The sequence below is a fragment of the Streptomyces sp. DSM 116793 genome, assembly GCF_057320905.1.
In genome coordinates this window covers 7,354,417-7,375,152 of the sequence record NZ_CM170494.1, presented here as the reverse complement: position 1 = coordinate 7,375,152, position 20,736 = coordinate 7,354,417, and the positions used below count along the sequence as shown (strand labels likewise).

Annotated in this window: 16 protein-coding genes and 1 pseudogene; 6 read left to right on the top strand and 11 right to left on the bottom strand. The window is 73.7% G+C overall.

Going from position 1 to position 20,736, the window contains the following annotated elements:
• The first annotated feature begins 348 nt into the window (after positions 1–348).
• Positions 349–1,185 (top strand): PaaX family transcriptional regulator, encoded by an 837-nt coding sequence (locus ACSMXW_RS29015; protein WP_485800636.1) that lies wholly within the window; start codon positions 349–351, stop codon positions 1,183–1,185.
• Between the two features lie 209 nt (positions 1,186–1,394).
• Here ACSMXW_RS29015 and ACSMXW_RS29010 read toward each other — a convergent pair whose 3' ends face one another.
• Complete coding sequence (locus tag ACSMXW_RS29010; RefSeq protein ID WP_485800634.1) at positions 1,395–1,730, bottom strand: DUF6233 domain-containing protein; 336 nt, start codon at positions 1,728–1,730, stop codon at positions 1,395–1,397.
• Between the two features lie 93 nt (positions 1,731–1,823).
• Here ACSMXW_RS29010 and ACSMXW_RS29005 point away from each other — a divergent pair, with 93 nt between their 5' ends.
• On the top strand, positions 1,824–2,009 hold the full coding sequence (locus ACSMXW_RS29005) for a hypothetical protein (protein WP_485800632.1): 186 nt from the start codon (positions 1,824–1,826) through the stop codon (positions 2,007–2,009).
• An 86-nt stretch (positions 2,010–2,095) separates the two neighbouring features.
• Here the strand turns inward: ACSMXW_RS29005 and proS are convergent, their stop codons facing one another.
• On the bottom strand, positions 2,096–3,508 hold the full coding sequence (gene proS / locus ACSMXW_RS29000; RefSeq protein ID WP_485800630.1) for a proline--tRNA ligase: 1,413 nt from the start codon (positions 3,506–3,508) through the stop codon (positions 2,096–2,098).
• 164 nt (positions 3,509–3,672) lie between these two features.
• Here proS and ACSMXW_RS28995 point away from each other — a divergent pair, with 164 nt between their 5' ends.
• Positions 3,673–4,257 carry a GNAT family N-acetyltransferase gene (locus ACSMXW_RS28995; protein WP_485800628.1) on the top strand — a complete coding sequence of 195 codons (585 nt, stop codon included), beginning with the start codon at positions 3,673–3,675 and terminating at the stop codon, positions 4,255–4,257.
• 166 nt (positions 4,258–4,423) lie between these two features.
• On the opposite strand, the gene ACSMXW_RS28990 is transcribed toward ACSMXW_RS28995, so the two are convergent.
• The 3 genes from ACSMXW_RS28990 to ACSMXW_RS28980 form a co-directional block, all read right to left on the bottom strand.
• Positions 4,424–4,810, bottom strand: a complete 387-nt coding sequence (locus ACSMXW_RS28990; RefSeq protein WP_485800626.1) for a thiol-disulfide oxidoreductase DCC family protein — start codon at positions 4,808–4,810, stop codon at positions 4,424–4,426.
• A 255-nt stretch (positions 4,811–5,065) separates the two neighbouring features.
• Positions 5,066–7,630: an oxidoreductase gene (locus tag ACSMXW_RS28985; RefSeq protein ID WP_485800624.1), complete on the bottom strand. Its 2,565-nt coding sequence runs from the start codon at positions 7,628–7,630 to the stop codon at positions 5,066–5,068.
• A complete protein-coding gene (locus ACSMXW_RS28980; protein WP_485800622.1) occupies positions 7,615–8,442 on the bottom strand; it encodes an enoyl-CoA hydratase family protein in 828 nt (275 codons plus the stop codon). Before ACSMXW_RS28980 ends, ACSMXW_RS28985 begins: the two co-directional genes overlap by 16 nt.
• A 350-nt stretch (positions 8,443–8,792) precedes the next feature.
• On the opposite strand from ACSMXW_RS28980, the gene ACSMXW_RS28975 reads away from it, so the two are divergent.
• Positions 8,793–9,239 (top strand): ATP-binding protein, encoded by a 447-nt coding sequence (locus ACSMXW_RS28975; RefSeq protein ID WP_485800619.1) that lies wholly within the window; start codon positions 8,793–8,795, stop codon positions 9,237–9,239.
• 7 nt (positions 9,240–9,246) lie between these two features.
• Here ACSMXW_RS28975 and ACSMXW_RS28970 read toward each other — a convergent pair.
• The 4 genes and pseudogenes from ACSMXW_RS28970 to ACSMXW_RS28955 form a co-directional block, all read right to left on the bottom strand.
• A pseudogene (locus tag ACSMXW_RS28970) lies at positions 9,247–10,020 on the bottom strand (GH12 family glycosyl hydrolase domain-containing protein); the annotation flags it as partial.
• 425 nt (positions 10,021–10,445) lie between these two features.
• Entirely contained in the window at positions 10,446–11,456 is a 1,011-nt protein-coding gene (gene argF, locus ACSMXW_RS28965) for an ornithine carbamoyltransferase (RefSeq protein ID WP_485800616.1), read from the bottom strand.
• Between the two features lie 116 nt (positions 11,457–11,572).
• Entirely contained in the window at positions 11,573–12,811 is a 1,239-nt protein-coding gene (locus tag ACSMXW_RS28960; protein ID WP_485800614.1) for an arginine deiminase, read from the bottom strand.
• Between the two features lie 94 nt (positions 12,812–12,905).
• Positions 12,906–13,604: a TetR/AcrR family transcriptional regulator gene (locus tag ACSMXW_RS28955; protein ID WP_485800613.1), complete on the bottom strand. Its 699-nt coding sequence runs from the start codon at positions 13,602–13,604 to the stop codon at positions 12,906–12,908.
• Positions 13,605–13,696: 92 nt separating this feature from the next.
• Between ACSMXW_RS28955 and ACSMXW_RS28950 the strand changes: the two genes are divergently transcribed.
• A complete protein-coding gene (locus tag ACSMXW_RS28950; protein WP_485800611.1) occupies positions 13,697–14,653 on the top strand; it encodes an aldo/keto reductase in 957 nt (318 codons plus the stop codon).
• Positions 14,654–14,942: 289 nt separating this feature from the next.
• On the opposite strand, the gene ACSMXW_RS28945 is transcribed toward ACSMXW_RS28950, so the two are convergent.
• Both ACSMXW_RS28945 and ACSMXW_RS28940 read right to left on the bottom strand, forming a co-directional pair.
• Positions 14,943–17,585, bottom strand: a complete 2,643-nt coding sequence (locus ACSMXW_RS28945; RefSeq protein WP_485800609.1) for a polynucleotide kinase-phosphatase — start codon at positions 17,583–17,585, stop codon at positions 14,943–14,945.
• Positions 17,582–19,264, bottom strand: coding sequence for a 3' terminal RNA ribose 2'-O-methyltransferase Hen1 (locus ACSMXW_RS28940; protein ID WP_485800607.1), 1,683 nt, complete (start codon positions 19,262–19,264; stop codon positions 17,582–17,584). Before ACSMXW_RS28940 ends, ACSMXW_RS28945 begins: the two co-directional genes overlap by 4 nt.
• Before the next feature lie 624 nt (positions 19,265–19,888).
• Here ACSMXW_RS28940 and ACSMXW_RS28935 point away from each other — a divergent pair.
• Positions 19,889–20,698: an MBL fold metallo-hydrolase gene (locus ACSMXW_RS28935; RefSeq protein ID WP_485800605.1), complete on the top strand. Its 810-nt coding sequence runs from the start codon at positions 19,889–19,891 to the stop codon at positions 20,696–20,698.
• The last annotated feature ends 38 nt before the right edge of the window (positions 20,699–20,736 follow it).

The following is a 20,736-nucleotide window of genomic DNA, read 5'->3' as shown; positions in this document are numbered from 1 at the left end:
GCCCGGCGCAGCCGGCCCGCACGGGCCCCGACCGGGCGCCTAGGGGGCTTCTGATGGATCTCCGTGGCGTCGCGACGCCCGGCACGCTCCCCCACGCTCGGCTGCTCCCCCACGCTCGAACGGGCTCGCGCGGGGGCACCCCCACGCGCGGGGGCACCCCCACGCGCCGCACCGGGCACAAGCCCACGTACGCCCAGTACGAGGACGTGCACCCGGCACTCCCCCAAGCTCTTCGAGCAGGGGGCACCCCCAGAGCACGCACTGGGGGCACCTCCCACGCCTTTGGGGCAGTGGGGGAGCCGCTCCTTCTCCCACGGAGATCCATCAGAAGCCCCCTAGAGTGATCACGTGTCCGAGCCGCCACTCCCCCAGCGCACCAGCACCCACACTCCGCGCTCGCTGATCGTCACCTTCTACGGCGCCTACGGCCGCGGGTTCCCCGGACCCGTCCCGGTCGCGGAGCTGATCCGGCTGCTGGGCACGGCCGGGGTGGACGCGCCGTCCGTGCGCTCGTCCGTGTCGCGTCTGAAGCGCCGGGGCCTGCTGGTGCCCGCGCGCACCGCCACCGGCGCCGCCGGGTATGCGCTCTCCCCGGACGCCCGGCAACTCCTCGACGACGGCGACCGGCGCATCTACGCCCATGAACCGCCGCGCGCCGACGACGGCTGGCTGCTCGTCGTCTTCTCCGTGCCGGAGGCCGAGCGCGCCAAACGGCACGTGCTGCGCTCCCGGCTCGCGGGGCTGGGCTTCGGAACCGCGGCACCCGGGGTGTGGATCGCGCCCGCCCGGCTGCACGAGGAGACCCGGCACACCCTGCGGCGGCTGGGCCTCGATCCGTATGTGGAGCTGTTCCGGGGCGCGCACCTGGGCTTCGCGGCGACCGCGGAGTCCGTGGCGCGCTGGTGGGACCTGCCCGCCATCGCGGCGGAGCACGAGCGGTTCCTCGCCGCGCACGAGCCTGTGCTGGCCGCCTGGCGGTCCCGCACGGACACCCCTGCCGAGGACGCCTACCGGGACTACCTGCTCGCCCTCGACTCCTGGCGCCACCTCCCCTACACCGACCCGGGCCTGCCCCCGGAGCTCCTTCCCGCCGACTGGCCGGGCGGCCACTCGGCAGCGGTCTTCCAGGGCCTGCACGAACGCCTCCGGGAGGAGGGCGAGAGGTTCGTACGCGCGACGGACTGAACCACCGGCAGACAGAACGACCGACAGGCCGAACGACCGACAGGCCGCGCGACCGACAGGCCGCGCGACCGACAGGCCGCGACCGAGAGGCCGAGCGACGGGCGGCCTGAACGACCGACGGGCGCCGGCGCGCGGCGGCCGACTCGGCACACAACCGGTCGCGCGCCGGCGCGCGGCCGCCGGCCCGGGCCCCGAGCGCGCTCGGCGGCTCACTCCAGGAGGCCCAGCGTGGTGTCCGGGCGGCAGTGCGGGCACGCGGGGACGCCCTCGGTCAGCGCCCGCACCACCTCGGCCCGGCTGACCTGGCGCAGCCTGCCCCCGGCGGTGACGCAGCCGCCCACATGCGCGTACACCGGCGGCCGGCCGCGCCCGATGCCGACCTCGACCGTCCAGTCCGGCACTGGCGGCCGGGCCCGGGCACCCCGCCGCCGCTCCGCCTCCCGGCGCTCCAGTGAGGCGATCTTCCGCCGGACCCGGTCGAGCGTGTAGAGCAGCCAGGTCTCCAGGACACGGAGGCGCGGCAGATCGGGCGGCAGGTCGGACATGCGTTCGATTCTATGACCGGCAGCGGAGACCTCCACGTGCCCCCTGGCTTCGCCTGCTCGTCCTTGCGGGCGGCCGGTCATCGGGGCTGGCGAGTGTCCTCTGCCCACGCGGCCGTGCTCCCCGCGGCCGCGGTCGGCCCGGCCCTCGCCGGACTGCTCTTCGACGCGAGCGGCGACTACTACGTGCCGAGCCTGGCCGCCGTCTCGGCTTCGCCGCCCGTGGCCCGCTCGCCGCCGCCCCGACCCCGGCTCCCGGCTCCCGGGGGCCGGGGTTCGTGACGGCCGCGTGGACGTCCCGGCCGGCCGGGACGCCGACCCGGCACCGGCGGCCGAGCGGGCCACGGGCGCCGGCCCGCTCCCGCGGGTCAGTAGGCGCGCGCCACGACGGCGACGTTGCCCGGCTGGTCGTCGCTCTCCGGAACCGAGCCGTCCGCGGCGACCAGGCATCGCACGGACACGCCCTGCTCGGCGAGCTTCGCCTCGCCCTCCGGGCCCAGCGTGGCCCAGGGGATGCGCGCCCAGCCGGTGCCGGCGGCCTCCGCGGCCTCCTCGATCGTGGTCACCTCGACGGTGCGCTCCGTGCGGCGCTCGCGGGACTGCGCCAGCAGCAGCGCCTGGTCGTCCTCCAGCACCTTGGGCACGAGCGAGGAGAGCGCCTCGACGGCCGCCGGCTCCTTGCTTCCCGCGATGCGGCGGACCAGCACGGCGGCGCCGTTCTCCAGGTCGCGGGGGCCCACCTCGATCCGTACGGGCACGCCCTTGAGTTCCCAGTCGACCGCGCGGCGGCCGAACGGCACGTCCGCGCGGTCGTCGACGCGGACGCGTACTCCCGCCCTCTTCAGCCGGTCGCCGATCTCATGGGCCTTGGCCAGCACGGCCTCGTCGCCCTTGATGGCGACGACCACCGCCTGGACCGGGGCCAGGCGGGGCGGGATGCGAAGGCCGTCGTCGTCCCCGTGCATCATCACCAGGGCGCCGACCAGGCGCGTGGTGGAGCCCCAGGAGGTCTGCCAGACGTACTCCTGCCGGCCGTCCTTCGACAGGTACTGCGTGTGGAAGGCCTTGGCGAAGTTCTGGCCGAGTTCGTGGCTGGTGCCCAGTTGCAGGGCCTTGCCGTCGCCCATCATGCCCTCCAGGGTGAGGGTGTTGATCGCGCCGGCGAACCGTTCCCTGGCCGTCTTGCGTCCCGGCACGACGTCCATGGCGAGGACGTTCTCCATGAAGTCGGCGTACACGTTCCGGTGGATGTGCGCGGCGTAGTCGCGGGCGTCCTCGTAGCTGGCGTGCGCGGTGTGGCCCTCCTGCCACAGGAACTCGGTCGTACGGAGGAACACGCGCGGACGCAGCTCCCAGCGGACCACGTTCGCCCACTGGTTGATGAGCAGGGGCAGGTCGCGGTAGCTCTGCACCCACTTGGAGAAGTAGTCGTTGATGATCGTCTCGGAGGTGGGGCGGACGACGACGGGCTCCTCCAGCTCCTTGCCGCCGCCGTGCGTGACGACGGCGAGTTCGGGAGCGAAGCCCTCGACGTGCTCGGCCTCCTTCGTCAGGTACGACTGCGGGATGAAGAGCGGGAAGTACGCGTTGGAGGCGCCCGCGTCCTTGATCCGGGCGTCCATCTCCTGCTGCATCCGCTCCCACAGGCCGTACCCGTACGGTCGGATGACCATGGTGCCGCGGACCGGCCCGTTGTCGGCCAGCTCGGCCTTGTTGATCAGGTCCTGGTACCAGCGTGGGAAGTCGTCCGCCCGGGGCGTGAGAACGGGTGCTTTTGCCATGGCGCGCAGGGTAAGGGGTGGGCCCGCCCGCGCGCGAATCGGTCACCCTCGTGTGCCGCACGGCCGGCCGGGGCCCGGCGCCACGGAGGAGTCTTCGGGCCCTGGAGACGGGCGGAGCAGGGCGGCACCGCGGTCGGCCCGAGCGCCCGTTCTACCGTGCTGGGGTGAACGTTGACTCCCTGCCCGGCCGCACCATCCGGCTTGTCCCGTTGTCCGCGGACCACGCCGAAGCGCTCTTCCCCTCCGCCTCCGACCCTCAGGTGTGGCGCTGGATGCCCCGGCCGCGGCCCGAGACCGTGGCGCAGACGCGCGAGATGATCAGCCGGATGATCGCGGATCCCGCCCGGCGGTGCTTCGCGGTGGAACGCCGTGACGACGGTGCCGTGATCGGTTCGACCAGTCTGTACGACCTCGACCTGGCCGAGAGCCGCGGCGAGGTCGGCGCGACGTGGTTCGACCGCTCCTGCTGGGGCGGTCCCTACAACACCGAGTCCAAGCTGCTGCTGTTCGCACACGCCTTCGACGACCTGCGACTGGTCAGGCTCGCCCTGCGCACCGACAACCTCAACGAACGGTCCCAGCAGGCCCTGACCCGCCTCGGCCTCGTCCACGAGGGAACACTGCGCAGCCATATGCGGCGCCAGGACGGCACCCGCCGCGACTCGCTGTACTACAGCCTGCTCGCGGACGAGTGGCCGGCCGTTCGTGAGCGGCTGCGCGCCAGGATCGCCGCCAAGACGACCGCGTGACCACCGGGTGAACGCCTGATCGACGCAGGAACCCACCTGATCGCCGGCGTCGGCTCCCGCCGGCGCGGGCGCCGGCGCGGGCCCGGCACGGCACGGCACGGCGGGCCCCGGTCGTGGCCGGGGCCGGCCCGCGCTCCCCCGGTTCGCCGTGCTCGCCTCGCCGCCCTCAGGGTGTGCGGTGGTGCGTGGGGAGCGCGCAGGCCGGTGTGCCGCCGGGCATGCGGTCGCGGTTGGCCGCGACGAGCCGGTAGACGCCGCGCGCGATCCAGCGCAGCGGAGGCAGGGTGAGCAGGGCACCCGGGACGGCCCACCCCCGGCCCGCGCTCATGAGCAGCCTGGCGACGGCCTGGGCGCCGCCGTACACCGTGCCGGCCGGGGTGATCCACAGGAGTTCGTGTGCGGCCCGCCGCCGGGTGACGCCGAGCGAGTCCAGGTCCGTGAACTGCCACGGGGAGCTCGTACAGCGGGGCCGGATCCGGCGCTCGGCGAACCGCACCGAGGTGCTGCAGAAGGCGCAGTCCCCGTCATAGACGAGCACAGGTCGGGTCAGCATGCCCTCATCATGCCGCGCCGCCGGCTCCGGCATCTGCCGCAGCCGGGAATCCGGCCTCCGGTTCACGGCGATCGCGTTCACGTCCGCCGGGTGGCGGAAGGTCGGACGGACAGGCTCCCCGCTCCCCCGGAACGGGCGCGGACAAGATCGCCGCAGCCGGTGTGGCCGGTCCGCGCGGGGTGCCGCACGGGTGCGGTGCGGGTGCGGTGCGGGTGCGGTGCGGGTGCGGTGCGGGTGGTGGGCGCGGGGACGGTCTCAGTGGGGCAGGGTGAGGCGGGGGCGGGGGGCGTCGGTGCGGCCGGTGGGTGGGCGGCGGCTGCCCGCCCGGTACGGCACCGGCCAGGTCGCGCCCGGGCCCGCGTAGCCCTGCTCCGCCGCGGCGTGCAGGGTCCAGTGCGGGTCGTACAGGTGCGGGCGGGCCAGCGCGCACAGATCGGTGCGGCCGGCCAGGATCAGGGAGTTGACGTCGTCCCACGAGGAGATGGCGCCGACCGCGATCACCGGCACGCCCGTGCTGTTGCGGATCCGGTCGGCGTACGGCGTCTGGTACGAGCGGCCGTGCTCGGGACGCTCGTCGTCGACCACCTGGCCGGTGGAGACGTCGATCGCGTCGGCGCCGTGCGCGGCGAAGGCCCGCGCGATCTCCACCGCGTCCTCGGCGGTGGTGCCGCCGGGCGCCCAGTCGGTGGCGGAGATGCGGACCGTCATGGGCCGCTCCGCCGGCCACACCGCGCGCACCGCGTCGAAGACCTCCAGCGGGAAGCGGAGCCGGCCGGCGAGGGAGCCCCCGTAGGCGTCGGTGCGGCGGTTGGTCAGCGGGGAGAGGAAGCCGGAGAGCAGGTAGCCGTGCGCGCAGTGCAGCTCCAGCAGGTCGAAGCCGCACTCGGCGGCCCGTCGCGCCGCCTCGGTGAACTGTGCGCGGACCCTGGCGAGGCCGTCCGCGTCCAGCTCGTGGGGGACCTGGCTGCGGGGCGTGTACGGCAGCGGGGACGCCGCGACCAGCGGCCAGTCGCCGTCGTCCAGGGGCTCGTCCATGCCGTCCCACATCAGCTTGGTGGAGCCCTTGCGGCCCGCGTGCCCGAGCTGCACGCCCAGGGCGGTGCCGGGCGCCTGGGCGTGCACGAAGCCGGCGATCCGCCGCCAGGCCGCCGTCTGCTCGTCGGTGTAGAGGCCCGTGCAGCCGGGGGTGATGCGGCCCTCGGGGCTGACGCACACCATCTCCGTCATCACCAGGCCCGCGCCGCCCAGCGCCCGGGCGCCCACGTGCACCAGGTGGAAGTCGCCCGGCACCCCGTCCACGGCCGAGTACATGTCCATCGGCGAGCAGACCACGCGGTTGCGCAGGGTCAGGCCGCCCAGCCGGAAGGGCGTGAACATCGGCGGGGTGCCGGGCGGGCAGCCCGCGTCGCGCTCCACGGCCGCGGTGAACGCCGGGTCGCGCAGCCGAAGATTGCCGTGTGTGACGCGGCGGCTGCGGGTGAGCAGGTTGAACGCGAACTGGCGGGGCGGCTGGGCGGTGTAGCGGGCCAGCTCCTCGAACCACTCCAGGCTGGCCCGGGCCGCGCGCTGCGTGGAGGCGACGACGGGTTTGCGCTCGTCCTCGTACGCCCGGAGGGCACGGGTGAGCGCGTCGGTGCGAGTTAGCGCGTCGGTGCGAGTTAGCGCGTCGGTGCGAGTTAGCGCGTCCGCGCCGGTGGGCCCGGCCGCGCGGCCCGGCGCGTTCCCCCCGGCGGGCGAGCCGACAGCGGGCGGCGTGTCCTCGCCGAGGGGTCCGGCCGCACGAGGAAGCGCGTCCCCGCCGACGGGTCCGTCCCCGTGCCCCGGCGCGCCGACCCCGTGCTCCGTCAGGCAGGCGGCGAGGGTGAGGGCGTCCTCGACGGCGAGCTTGGTGCCGGAGCCGATGGAGAAGTGGGCCGTGTGCGCGGCGTCGCCGAGCAGCACCACGTTGCCGGCGGACCAGCGCTCGTTGACGACGGTGCGGAAGGTGAGCCAGGAGGAGTTGTTGCCGCGCAGCGGTCGGCCGTCCAGTGCGGTGGCGAAGACCTTGGCGCAGCGCTCGGCGGACTGCTGCCGGTCGAGCCCGGCGAAGCCCGCCGCCCGCCAGACCTCCTCGCGCATCTCGACGATCACGGTGCTGGCGTCCGCCGCGTACGGGTAGCCGTGCAGCTGCATGACGCCGTGCTCCGTCTCGGCGATCTCGAAGCGGAAGGCGTCGAAGGCGAAGTCCGCGGCGAGCCAGATGTAGCGGCAGCGGTGCTCGGTGACCCGGGGGCGGAAGACCTCGGCCAGCGCGGCGCGGGTGCGGCTGTGCACCCCGTCGGCGGCGATCACCAGGTCGTGGCTCGCCGCCAGCACCGCCACCGGGGGCGCCCCGGTGCAGAAGCGGAGGTCGACGCCGAGGGCGCGGCAGCGCTCGTGCAGGATCGCCAGCAGCCGGCGGCGCTCCAGGGCGGCGAAGCCGTGCCCCCCGCAGACTTCGCGGTGACCCCGGTGCACGACCGCGATGTCGTCCCAGCGCACGAACGAGGCCTCCAGCGCCGCGTACACCACGGGGTCCGCGCTCTCGATGCCGCCGAGGGTCTCGTCGGAGAGCACCACTCCGAAGCCGAAGGTGTCGTCCGGCGCGTTGCGCTCCCAGACGGTGACCTCGCGCGCCGGGTCGAGCCGCTTGAGCAGCGCCGCCGCGTACAGCCCGCCGGGCCCGCCGCCGACCACGGCCACCCGCAGGGGCCGACCGGCCGGCGCGCCGGGCGCGGTCGTGCCGCGCGCGGTCGTGCCGGGCGCCGTCGTGCCGGGCGCCACCGTCACCGGCCCCGCCACTCGGGTGCCCGCTTCTCGGTGAACGCCGCGTGGAACTCGGCGTAGTCCGCCCCCGTCATCAGCAGGGCCTGCGTCGACGCGTCCAGCTCCATGGCGGCGCCGAGCGGCATGTCGAGTTCGGCCGTGAGCAGCGCCTTCGTCTGGGCGTGGGCGAGCGCGGGGCCGTCGGCGAGGCGGCGGGCCAGCTGCTGCGCCCGTTCGCCCGCGCGGCCCTCCTCCGTCACCTCGCTGATCAGGCCGATCCGCTCGGCCTCCGCCGCCCGCACCGGCTCCCCCAGCATCAGCAGCCGGGTGGCGTGGCCGAGGCCGACCACGCGCGGCAGCAGGTACGCGGCGCCCATGTCGCCTCCGGAGAGCCCGACCCTGGTGAACAGGAAAGCGAAGCGCGCGGAAGGGTCGGCCACCCGGAAGTCCGCGGCCAGCGCGAGGACGGCGCCCGCGCCCGCCGCCACCCCGTGCACCGCGGCGACCACGGGGAACGGGCACTCCCGCAGGGCCCGCACGACCTGTCCCGTCATCCGGTTGAAGTCGACCAGGTCAGAGGTGTCCATGGCGAGCGTGGCGCCGATGATGTCGTCCACGTCGCCCCCGGAGCAGAAGCCCCGGCCCTCCCCCGCCAGCACCAGCGCACGCACCGAACGCTCCCGGGACAGCTCGGCCAGCAGGTCGCGCAGATCCGCGTAGGCGCCGAAGGTCAGGGCGTTCAGCTTCTCCGGGCGGGTGAGGGTGACGGTGCCGACGCCGTCGGCCACCGTGAGGCGGAGGTGGTGCCACTGCTGGGTGCGGGACGCGGATCCGGCGAAGGGACTCATGGCGCGGGCTCCTCGGGCGGGGGCGGCTGGCGGGCCGGGCGAGCCGCACTCGGCTGCGCGGGCACGCGCGGGATCGAGGTACCGCATCGAAGTTATCACTTGTTCATGACTTCCGTCACGGTTGCGCGATACCGCGGTACTCTGGCCGGGATGGCGGTCACAAGACCGGCACGACACCGGTGCGAATGGAGCACCGGATGGGCACAGAGAGCTGTGGCGCTGTCACCCGTACAGCGAAAAGGCCAGGTCAGAGGGGTCTCACTGGACCCGCGGGGAGGCTTTGCCCATAGGCCACGTACCATTCAAAAGGTTGAAAGCAGGCCCACCTGCTCCCCGGACTGGATGTCGCCGTGTTCATACCTCCCGCACAGGTCCCCTGGCGCATAGCGCTGCCGCGCACCACGGCCGCCGTGCCCATGGCGCGTGCGGTGGTGCGGTCGGCGCTGGCGGACCTGGAGCACACCGCCGAGAGCGAGACCGCGGAACTCCTCACCGCCGAGTTGGTCGCCAACGCCGTGGAGCACACCGCGGCCGACGGCCCCATCGAGCTGGTCGTCTCGATGCTGCCGGGCGGCTGCCAGGTCGAGGTGCACGACCGCGACCCATCCCCGCCGGCCGCCCTCGGCCTCCTGGGCCCGATCGAGGAGCCCGACCTGTGGTCGGAGCACGGTCGCGGCCTCGTCCTGCTGCGCGCGCTCAGCTCGTCCTGCGGCCACCGCCCCACCGACACCGGCAAGGCGGTCTGGTTCACCCTGGCGTGCGGGGTCCCGCGGCAGCAGCAGCGGCACCCCGCGTAGCCCGTCAGTTCACGCTGGACGAGAACGAGTTCACGGCCAGGCCCGCCCCGTTCTGCCACGGCTCGAAGCCGGCCTGGACGCTGGTCAGGTACCAGGAGTTCTGGGCCTTGCCCAGGCTGATCGTGTGGTTGACGAAGGCCTTGACGTCGAAGCTGTAGCTCGACATCGGCGAGGACGCCACATAGGAGACGACGTCATTGCCGCCGTTGTTGCCCGTCCATACGGCCCAGCTCCGACCGCCGACGGTGGCCGTGCCCGTCTGGGAGCCGACCGGCTGCACGGGGCCGACGTGGTTGAGCCAGATCATGATCTCGGTCCTGTTGACCCCGTCCTTCTTGGGTTGAGGGTCCAGCCAGATGTCGTACGCCGCGTCGAAGACGGCGTTGTCGGTGAAGGTGTACGAGACGCTGCTCGGCGCGCTGCCGATGGCGCTGATCTGCTTGGGCAGGGTGGTGCCCGGCGAGCAGTTCTTGTAGTGGCAGCCGTTGTAGACCGACGGGTACGACTTCGGGGGGCCGTCGGTCGCCACGGAGCCGTCCGCCTGGGTGATCCGGAAGCCGGAGGCGGACACGCTGATGCACTGGGCGGCGCTGGTGCCCCAGCGGTTGTTCTGCACCACGTAGGCGCCCTGGATGGTGGTCGTGCCGTATGCGTCGCATATCTGCGTGTCGGCACGGGCGGTGCCCGTCGCACTCGCGACCGCGGTCAGCGAGCCGACGGCCACCGCGAACGCCGCGAGCGCGGCACGCAGGGAACGCGTCGGGTGGGTGCGGGATGTCATGGGTCCCCTTCCGGGTGGTGTGGGGGCTGACTATGGGAGCGCTCCCATAGCCATCGGCCCCGAACTGTAGGCGCCAATCAGGGACATGACAAGAGCAGTGGGGGCACCCAGGAGGGATCGGGCGAACGCGAACGCGCACCCCGGCAGGGGCGCGGGGAACTGCGCGCGCAACCACCACCCACCGGGGGGCCGGACACGACAGAGACAACCCCTCCGGGACGGCGACGCCCCGACGGCCTCGCCGCGGCCGACCGCGCCCACACGGCGGAGCCGCGCACAGACACAGCCCCGCCTCGCAGAGGCGCGGGGAACTGCGCGCGCAACCACCACCCACCGGGGGCCCGGACACGATGCGAAACAACCCTCCGGGACGGCGATGCGGCGGAGCCGCGAACGATGTCGCAACCCCGCGCCCCATAGGGGCGCTACGCGAGGGTGGCCACCATCAGCGCCTTGATCGTGTGCAGCCGGTTCTCCGCCTCGTCGAAGACGACCGAGTGAGCGGACTCGAACACCTCGTCGGTCACCTCCAGGGAATCCAGCCCGTGCCGCTCGTGGATCTCCCGCCCGACCCGCGTACCCAGGTCGTGGAAGGCCGGCAGGCAGTGCAGGAACTTCACGTCCGGGTTGCCGGTGGCGCGCAGCACGTCCATGGTCACCGCATACGACCGGAGCGCGGCGATGCGCTCGTCCCAGACCTCCTTGGGCTCCCCCATGGAGACCCAGACGTCGGTGGCGACGAAGTCGGCGCCGCGCACACCCCCGGCGACGTCCTCGGTGAGCGTGACCACGGCACCGCTCGCGGCGGCGAGCCGCCGCGCCTGCTCGACCACGGCGGGGGCCGGCCAGTACGCCTCGGGGGCCACGATCCGTACGTCCAGGCCGAGCAGGGCGCCGGTGACCAGGTAGGAGTTGCCCATGTTGAACCGGGCGTCGCCCAGGTACGCGAAGCCGAGGCCGGCGTCCAGGGGCTTCTTGCAGTGCTCGGTCATGGTGAGCACGTCGGCCAGCATCTGGGTCGGGTGCCAGTCGTCCGTCAGGCCGTTGTAGACCGGGACGCCGGCGTGCGCGGCCAGTTCCTCCACGTTCGCCTGGCTGTCGCCGCGGTACTGGATCGCGTCGAACATCCGGCCGAGCACCCGGGCGGTGTCCTTGACGGACTCCTTGTGCCCGATCTGGGAGCCGGCGGGGTCGAGATAGGTCGTGGCGGCACCCTGGTCGGCGGCGGCCACCTCGAAGGCGCAGCGCGTGCGGGTGGAGGTCTTCTCGAAGATCAGCGCGATGTTCCGGCCGGTGAGCCGCCGGGCCTCGGTACCCGCACGCTTGGCCGCCTTGAGCTCGGCGGCCAGCTCGACCAGGCCGCGGAACTCCTCCGCGGTGTAGTCCAGTTCCTTGAGGAAGTGGCGTCCGGTGAGCTTGACCGGGACAGTCGCCATGGGGTGCTCCTGGGGTACGGGTCTCGTAGGACTGGAAGTATATACGATTCTCTACATTTTTATACAGGGTGCCCAGGTGGCCGGCTCCCGCTCCACCGGAGGACCGCGGCAGACGGTCACCGGGGCACGGCGTCCCGCTCCACCGGACAGCTCATGCACCGCGGGCCACCCCGCCCCCGCCCCAGCTCGCTCCCGGGGATCTCGATCACCTCGATGCCCTGTTTGCGCAGGTGCGTGTTGGTGGTGGAGTTCCGCTCGTACGCGACGACGACACCCGGCTCCACCGCGAGCACGTTGCAGCCGTCGTCCCACTGCTCGCGCTCCGCGGAGTGCACGTCCTGGGTGGCCGTGAGGACCCGGATCCCGCTGAGCCCCAGCGCGGCGGCGATGGCGCGGTGCATGTGCTCGGGCGGGTGGTCGGTGACCTTCAGCTCGCTGCCGTCGACGCCCGGCTCGATGGTGTAGGAGCGGAGCATGCCGAGGCCCGCGTACTGGGTGAAGGTGTCCCCGTCGACCATCGTCATCAGCGTGTCCAGGTGCATGAACGCCCGGCGCTTCGGCATGTCCAGGGCGACGATGGTACGCGCGGAACCGGCCGCGAAGAGCTTGTGCGCCAGCATCTCGACGGCCTGCGGGGTGGTGCGCTCGCTCATGCCGATGAGCACCGCCCCCTGGCCGATCACCAGGACGTCCCCGCCCTCGATGGTGGAGGGATAGTCCCCCTGCCCCCGCGACCAGGTGTGGAACGGGCCCGCCCGGTCGCCGTGGAAGAGCGGGTGGTGCCGGTAGATGGCCTCGAAGTGCACGGTCTCGCGCCGGCGGGCGGGCCAGCGCATCGCGTTGATCGAGACGCCGTCGTAGATCCAGGCCGAGGTGTCCCGGGTGAAGAGGTGGTTCGGGAGCGGGTCGAGCAGGAAGTCGTCCAGGTCCATCACATGGAACCGCACCGAGGACGGCTCGGGGTGCCGCTCCAGGAACTCCCGCTTGGTCATCCCGCCCACCAGCGCCTCGGCGAGATCGCCGGACTCCTGCGCCTCGAAGGCGGCCCGCAGGTGGTCCGTGGCCAGCGGACCGTACTCCTTCTCGTCGAAGACACGGTCCAGGACCAGGCCCCGGGCCGCCGGGATGTCCAGGGTCTCGGTGAGCAGGTCACCGAAGAGGTGCACGGTCACGCCGCGGTCCCGCAGGACGTCGGCGAAGCCGTCGTGCTCCTGGCGGGCGCGTCGCACCCACAGGACGTCGTCGAAGAGGAGGGCGTCCTTGTTGCTGGGAGTGAGGCGTTTCAGCTCCAGGTCCGGACGGTGCAGGATGACGCGGCGCAGCCGGCCGGCCTCGGAGTCGACATGGAATGCCATGTTTCCCATCCTGCCCCCACATGACCGGTTGCCACCGGTGACGCTGCGTGTCCGAGGCGGGGGGAGGGCGCCCTCCGGCCCCCGTACCGTCGGCTCACTGCGCGAGCCGCTGCAACCAGTCGCGCAGCAGCGCCGTCTCCGCCGGCCGCAGGGGAAGGCCGTCCGGCCCGGCGCCGGAGACCGCGGCGTCCAGGGCGAGCGCACGGGGCGCGAGATCCGACGGGGCGGAGGCCGGCGGGTCCGTGACGATCGAGGCGATGACGGTGTCCCGCATCCGGGAGGAGACCTCCAGGTCGCGGCCGCTCTCCGCCGTCCCGATCAGGGCCAGGGTCGTCCCCGTGATGGCGGCGAGCAGGATGCGCGCGGCCCGTTCGGCCGGCACCCGGAGCCGCCCCGCCTCGGCGACCCGCCCGAGGAACGTCATCAGCAGCCCGTTCGCCTCGTCCGCCGCGGGCGGCCGCCGCTCCGGGCGCTCGGTCCCGTACATGAGCAGGTAGAAGGCGGGGTGGCGCAGGCCGAAGTCCACGTGCATGTCCCATCCGCGGTGGAGGTCGGCGACCGGATCGTCGGTCCGGCGCAGCGCCTGCTTCTCCGCCAGGTACTTCTCGAAGCCGTGGATGGCCAGGGCGGCGAGCAGCCCGTCCTTGTCACCGAACAGCCGGTACAGCGTCGGAGCCTGCACCCCCGCCGCGGCGGACACCGCACGCGTGGAGACGGCCTGGCTGCCCTCCTTCTCCAGCAGCTCCGCCGCGACCTCCAGGATCTGCCGCCTGACCACGCCCTTCGCATCCATACATCAATGATAAGCGATTCTCGTTATCATCGAAATATCACTGATACAGTGAAAATCGAATCACCGATATCGACAGAACGGGAAGAACCGGCGTGAACAACCCCCTCCTCACCCACCGCCTCGACCCCCACACCGCCGTCAACCGCGTCGGATACGGCGCCATGCAGCTCGCCGGCCCGAACGTATGGGGGCCACCCGCCGATCCCGAGTCCGCGAGGAGCGTCCTGCGCACCGCGGTCGACCTGGGGGTGTCCTTCTTCGACACCGCGAACGCCTACGGCCCGCGCACCGTCAACCAGCTGATCGCCAGGGCCCTGCGGCCCTACCCCGAGCACCTCGTGATCGGCAACAAGGTCGGCGCCGGCCGGGGCGCCGACGGGTCATGGACCAGCGCCGGCCGCCCCGGGCAACTCCGCAGGCAGGTCCACGAGGCACTGTCCGACCTCGGGACGGAGACGAGCGAGCTGACCTATCTGCGGATCGGCGGGGACGGCCAGGCGCCGCCGGGCGACGTCCCCCTGGAGGAGTCCCTGGGCACCCTCGCGGAACTGCGCCGGCAGGGGCTCATCCGGCGCATCGGCCTCTCCGGCGCGACCCCCGACCTGCTGGCCCGGGCCCAGGCGATCACACCGATCGCCGCGGTGCAGAACCGGTACAACCTCCTCGACCGCAGCGGCGTCGAAGTGCTGAAGGACTGCGAGGCCCAGGGCATCGCCTTCGTCCCGTACTGGCCCCTGGCCTACGGCCGTCTCGCCACCCACGACGCCCTCGAAACCCCGGCACGGCGCCTGGGGGCCACCCCCGCCCAGATCGCCCTGGCCTGGCTGCTGCGCCGTTCCCCGGTCATGGTCGTCATCCCCGGCACCTCGTCCCTGGACCACCTGCACGCCAACGCCGCCGCGGACCACATCGCAGAACAGCTCACGGACACCGAGATGACCGCCCTGACGAACCTCGTCGACGAGTCACACGCGAGGATCGACCGCCCCGACCAGTCCACCGTCGACGCCCTCGCGACCTTGGCGGACAGCCGCCGCCGCACCGCCTAGCGCCGCGACGCCGTCAGGCCCCCCGAGACCCCGCCGGGCGGCAGCCGCCGACGAGACGCGACGGGACTCGGGAGGGTGCGGGGGGACTCGGGGGTATGCGGGGGAACTCCTCGGGGGGATGCGGGGGACTCCTCGGGGGGATGCGAAGGGACTCGGGGGATATCCGCTCCGGGGGTGTCTGACAGGCCCTTGAGGCACCGGGGAAGCCGGCGCCACGCCGAGAGTGACCGTACGGCCCGCGGAAGACGCCTGCCGGGGACGGATGTCCCCGGCGCGTCCCCGCAGGACCTCACAACCGCGGATCCACCGGCTCCGACTCCAGCGCAAGCACCGCGAACACAGCCTCGTGCACCCGCCACAACGGCTCCCCCTCCGCCAACCGGTCGAGCGCCTCAAGCCCCAGCGCGTACTCCCGGATCGCCAACGACCGCTTGTGCCCGAGGAACCGCGACCGCAACCGCTCCAGGTGATCGGGCCGCGTGTACTCGGGCCCGTAGATGATCCGCAGGTACTCCCGCCCCCGGCACTTGACCCCGGCCTGCACCAGCCGCCCCTGCCCGGTCCTGGCCATCGCCTCCACCGGCTTGACGACCATCCCCTCGCCCCCGCGTCCGGTCATCTCCATCCACCAGTCGATCCCGGCCCGCACCGACGCCTCGTCACCGGTGTCGACGTACAGCCGCCGAGTGGTCTGCAGCAGGCTTCCGGCGTCGTGCTCCACCATGCGGTCGAGCAGCGCGAGCTGCACATCGTGCGGGAGCACCGCCCGGTTGCGCCCCTGGGACGCCAGGATCTGGAACGGGGCGAGCCGCACCCCGTCCAGCCCCTCCGTGGGCCAGCAGTACCGCCGGTACGCATCGGTGAACGCGGCCGCGTCCCGCGCCCGGTCACGCTGCCGCGCCAGCAGCTCATGGGTGTCGACCCCGCGGTCCGCCGCCGCCTGAAGCGCGCCGAGCGCCCCGGGGAAGACGGCGCCGGAGGCGGCGCCGACGGCCGCGTACCGGGTGCGCAGCAGCCCGGGGGCCTTCAGCGACCACGGCATCAGCTCCGCGTCCAGCAGCAGCCAGTCCGTGGCCAGTTCCTCCCACAGCCCGGCCTGCCCGATCGCGGCCCGCACCCGCCGCAGGATCTCCTCGGTGACGGCGGGATCGTCGAAGAACGGCCGCCCGGTCCGGGTGTACAGCGCACCGGTGGGCGCACCGGTGGGCCCACCCCCCGTCACGCCCGTCGCACCCGAGCCGCTCGCCATACCCGAACCACCACCCCCACGACCCTCACCGGCCACCCCGAACCGCTCCCGCGCCACCTCGGCGTCCCGGCAGACCAGCACCACCGCCCGCGACCCCATGTGCTTCTCCTCGCACACCACCCGTTCCACACCGTCCGCCGCGTACTGCGCGAACGCCTCCGCCGGGTGTTCCAGGAACCCCTCGCGGCGCGAGGTCGCGGTGGGCGCCATCGTCGGCGGCAGATACGGCAGCAGGCGCGGGTCGATCGCGAAGCGGCTCATCACCTCCAGCGCGGCCGCCGCGTTCTCCTCGCGGACCGTGATCCGGCCGGCGTGCCGGGTCTCCACGACCAGGCGGCCGTGCACGTCGGCGAGGTCCAGCGGCCGGCCGTCGTCCCCGCCGGGCGCCGCGGAGCGCAGCGGCCTGGCCGGCTCGTACCAGACCCGCTCGGCCGGCACGTCGACGAGTTCCCGCTCGGGCCAGCGCAGGGCGGTGAGCCGGCCGCCGAAGACGGCGCCGGTGTCCAGGCAGATGGTGTTGTTCAGCCAGGTCGCGGCCGGCACGGGCGTGTGGCCGTAGACGACGGCGGCGCGGCCGCGGTAGTCCTCGGCCCACGGGTAGCGCACCGGCAGCCCGAACTCGTCGGTCTCCCCGGTGGTGTCCCCGTACAGGGCGTGCGAGCGGACCCGGCCCGAGGTGCGCCCGTGGTACTTCTCGGGCAGTCCCGCGTGGCAGACGACGAGCCGGCCGCCGTCGAGGACGTAGTGGCTGACGAGCCCGTCGACGAACCGGCGCACCTCGGCGCGGAACTCCTCGCTCTCCGCGCGGAGCTGTCCGACGGTCTCCGCCAGGCCGTGCGTCTGCTGCGCCTTCCGGCCGGCGAGCCAGCGGCCGAGCTTGTTCTCGTGGTTCCCCGGCACGCACAGCGCGGTGCCCGCGGCCACCATCGACATCACGCGGCGCAGCACGCCGGGGCTGTCGGGGCCGCGGTCGACCAGGTCGCCCAGGAAGACGGCCGTCCGCCCGTCCGGGTGCGCCCCGTCCACGTAGCCGAGCTTGCCGAGCAGCGCCTCCAGCTCGGCGCTGCATCCGTGCACGTCGCCGATGATGTCGAAGGGGCCCGTGAGGTGCGCGAGGTCGTTGAAGCGCCGTTCCCGTACGATCTCGGCGGCCGCCGCCTCGTCGGGGCCGCGCAGGACGTGCACCCGGCGGAAGCCCTCCCGCTCCAGGTGGCGCAGTGAGCGGCGGAGTTCGCGGACGTGCCGCTGGATGACGCGGCGCGGCATGCCGGCGCGCTCGTCGCGGGCGGCGTTGCGCTCGGCGCAGACCTCCTCGGGGACGTCCAGGACGATCGCGACGGGCAGGACGTCGTGCTCGCGCGCGAGCCTGACCAGCTGCCTGCGGCTGTCGGGCTGCACGCTGGTGGCGTCGACGACCGTGAGGCGGCCGGCCGCGAGACGCTTGGCCGCGATGTAGTGCAGCACGTCGAAGGCGTCGGCGGTGGCGCTCTGGTCGTTCTCGTCGTCGCCGAGGAGACCCCGGCAGAAGTCCGAGGAGATCACCTCGGTGGGCCTGAAGTGCCGCCGGGCAAACGTCGTCTTGCCGGACCCCGAGGCGCCGACGAGCACCACCAGGCACAGGTCGGGCACGGCGAGGGGACGCCGGGCGGGGGTGGTGGCCTCCTCGGCCGCGGTACCGGTCATGCTGCCACTGCTCCCTTCCTCGGCTCGGACCTGCTGAAGACCGCCATCTGGGTGGGCGGGCCCACCTCGGGGTCGTCGGGCCCCACGGGGACGGTCCGCACCTCGTAGCCGTGCCGGGCTGCGACGGTCCGCGCCCAGGTGGCGAACTCCGCGCGGGGCCACTCGAAACGGTGGTCGGCGTGCCGCATCCGCCCGGCCGGCAGGCTCGCCCAGCGGACGTTGTACTCGGCGTTGGGCGTGGTCACGAGCACGGTGCGGGGCCGGGCAGCGCCGAAGACGGCATGTTCGAGCGCGGGCAGCCGCGGCGGGTCCAGGTGCTCGATCACCTCGCAGAGGACGGCGGCGTCATAGCCCTTGAGCCGGCCGTCCGTGTAGGCGAGCGAGCCCTGGAGCAGGCGCACGCGTCCGGCCCGCCGCTCACCCATGGAGTCGATGCGCAGCCTCCGGGCGGCGACGGCGAGCGCCCGCATGGAGACGTCCACGCCGACGACCTCGGTGAACCGCGGGTCCTTCAGCAGCTCCTGCACCAGCTGCCCCTGGCCGCAGCCCAGGTCGAGCACCCGGCTCGCACCGGCGGCGCGCAGCGCATCCAGGATGGCGGCGCGCCGCCGGGCGGCGAGCGGGACTCCCCCGGCCGCGGCGGGCTCGGCGGACGCGGCCGGGACCGGGGCCGGGACCGGGGCCGGGACCGGGGTCCCGGTCTCCGGAGCGGCGAGGACGTGCGCCGGGCCCGCGGGGACGGGGTCCGGCTGCACGGGGACAGGCGCCGGGCCCACCGGGACGGCCGGCGGCCCGGAGGTCCCGTCCCCGGTGGCCCCGGCCGCGTCCGCCGCCTCCGCGAGACCGCCCGCCGGGCCGGCGCCGGTGTCCTCCGGCACGGCGTTGTCGATCTCCTCGACGCCGGAGTCGTCGGACTCGGCGAGCCGCGTCAGCTCCAGCCGCTCGCGGGCCTCGCGCGTCAGCGACCAGCGGCGGGCCAGGTAGCGGCTGGTGATGAGGGCCTGTTCCGGATGGCCCGGCAGCCAGCCCTCGCCGGCCCGCAGCAGCTTGTCCACCTCGTCGGACGTCACCCAGTAGTGCTTGGCGTCATCGAGTACCGGAAGCAGTACGTACAGGTGGCAGAGCGCCTGCGCGAGCTGCTGGTCCCCCTCCAGGACGAGGCGTACGTACCGCGAGTCGCCCCAGGACGGGAAGGCGGTGTCGAGCGGTATGGGCTCGGCGGTCACCGTCCAGCCGAGCGGCTCGAAGAGGCGCCGGACCAGCGCGGGCCCGCCGCTCGCCGGCAGTACGGGCACCTCGATGCGCAGCGGCAGCGGCTGTGCGACCAACTCGGGCCTGGCCTTGCACCGGCCCTTCATCGCGCTGGAGAAGACGCTGCTGAGCGCGACGGCGAAGAGAGAGGAGGCGGCGTACGGGCGGTCGTTGACGTACTGCGCGAGCGCCGCGTCCGGGGCGCCGCCACGGCCCTTGCCCCTGCCGCGCCGCACCAGCGCCACCGGGTCGACCTCCAGCAGCAGTGCCGCGGTGCACCGCCGGGCCGACGCCTCGGGGTAGACGACGTGCGCGGTGCCGCAGGAGGTCGCGAAGGCCTGCGCGTGGTCGGGGTGCTTGTGCAGCAGGAAGCCGAGGTCGGTGGCCGGCCACTCAGGGGTACCGGTGGTACTGATCGTCAGGAACACCTGTCCGAGTATCGCCGTGCCGGGCGGCGGTGGCTATGGCCTTTCGGCCTCGGTCCGGGCAGGCCAGGTGCACCGGGCCGGGCCCGCCGCTGCGGGCCGGCGCGCGGCTGTTCCGTGCGCAGCGGTGGTGCACGGGGGTGGGTGCGCGCGGGTCGTACGCCGGGGTGTCCACAGGTGTCGCACGCTGGGCTGTCCACGCGGGGGTGGCAGGGGTCGTACGTGGGGGTGGCACGTGTCGTACGTGGGGGCGTGCGCAGAGGTCGTACGCGGAGGACGTACGCGGAGGACGTACGCGGAGGACGTACGCGGAGGACGTACGCGGAGGACGTACGCGGAGATCATAGGCAGCGGTCGTACGCGGAGGTTATACGCGGGGGTCGTACGCGGGGGTCGTGCGTCGAGGCCCGCCGGCCGCGGCGGTGCCGTCACCCGCCGAGTCGCCCCTCGCTCCGTTCCGGTGCGGCTCTTCCGCGTGGCGGCGCCTCAGGCGCTGTCGGCCGGGCCCCGCAGGAGGCATGATCGAGGGGTGCCGCAGGACGCGGCCGCGGTGTCCGCGGCCCCGGCCGGCAGCGCGGCACGAGGCCGTACACGTCATCCCCAGCCGCACAGGAGCAGTCACCCTTCATGAACACACAGCACGGCACCGGACACGGGATGCGGATCGAGATGGTGGGCGGGCCCACCGCGATCCTGGAGACCGGTGGGGTGCGTCTGATCACGGACCCCACCTTCGACCCACCGCAGGAGTACGACCTCGGACCGGGCCGGGTGCTCGCCAAGACCGCCCCGTCCGCCCTCGGCCCCGACGAGGTCGGGCTGGTCGACGCCGTCCTGCTCTCCCACGACCAGCACGTGGACAACCTGGACAACGCGGGGCGGGCCTACCTGGAGCGGGTGCCGCTCGTGCTGACCACCGCCGCCGCCGAGCAGCGGCTGGGCGGGGTCTGCCGGGCCGTCGGCCTCTGGGAGCACGTCGACCTGCCGCGCCCGGACGGCCGGACGCTGCGGGTCACCCGGGTACCCGCGCTGCACGGCCCCGAGGGGACCGAGGACATCGTCGGGGAGGTCGCCGGGTTCGTCCTGTCCGGCGAGGACGTGCCCACGGTGTACGTCAGCGGCGACAACGCCTCCCTCGACAGGGTGCGCGCGGTGGCGGAGCGGTTCGGCCGGGTGGACGTCGCGGTGCTGTTCGCCGGTGCCGCGCGGACGGGTCTGATCGACGGTTTCCTCACCCTCACCGGCGAGCAGGCGGCGCAGGCGGCGCGCATCCTGGACGCGGCGCATGTGGTGCCCGTGCACTTCCATATGTGGCGGCACTTCTCCGAGGGGGCGCCGGAGCTGGCGAAGGCGTTCGCCGAGGCCGGACTCAAGGAGCGGCTGACGCTGCTGTCGCCCGGCGAGAGCGTACTCGTCGCCGCGGCACCCGCGGCCTGAGCATCCCCGCTGTCCACCCCCGCCTTCCGGTGCGCGGC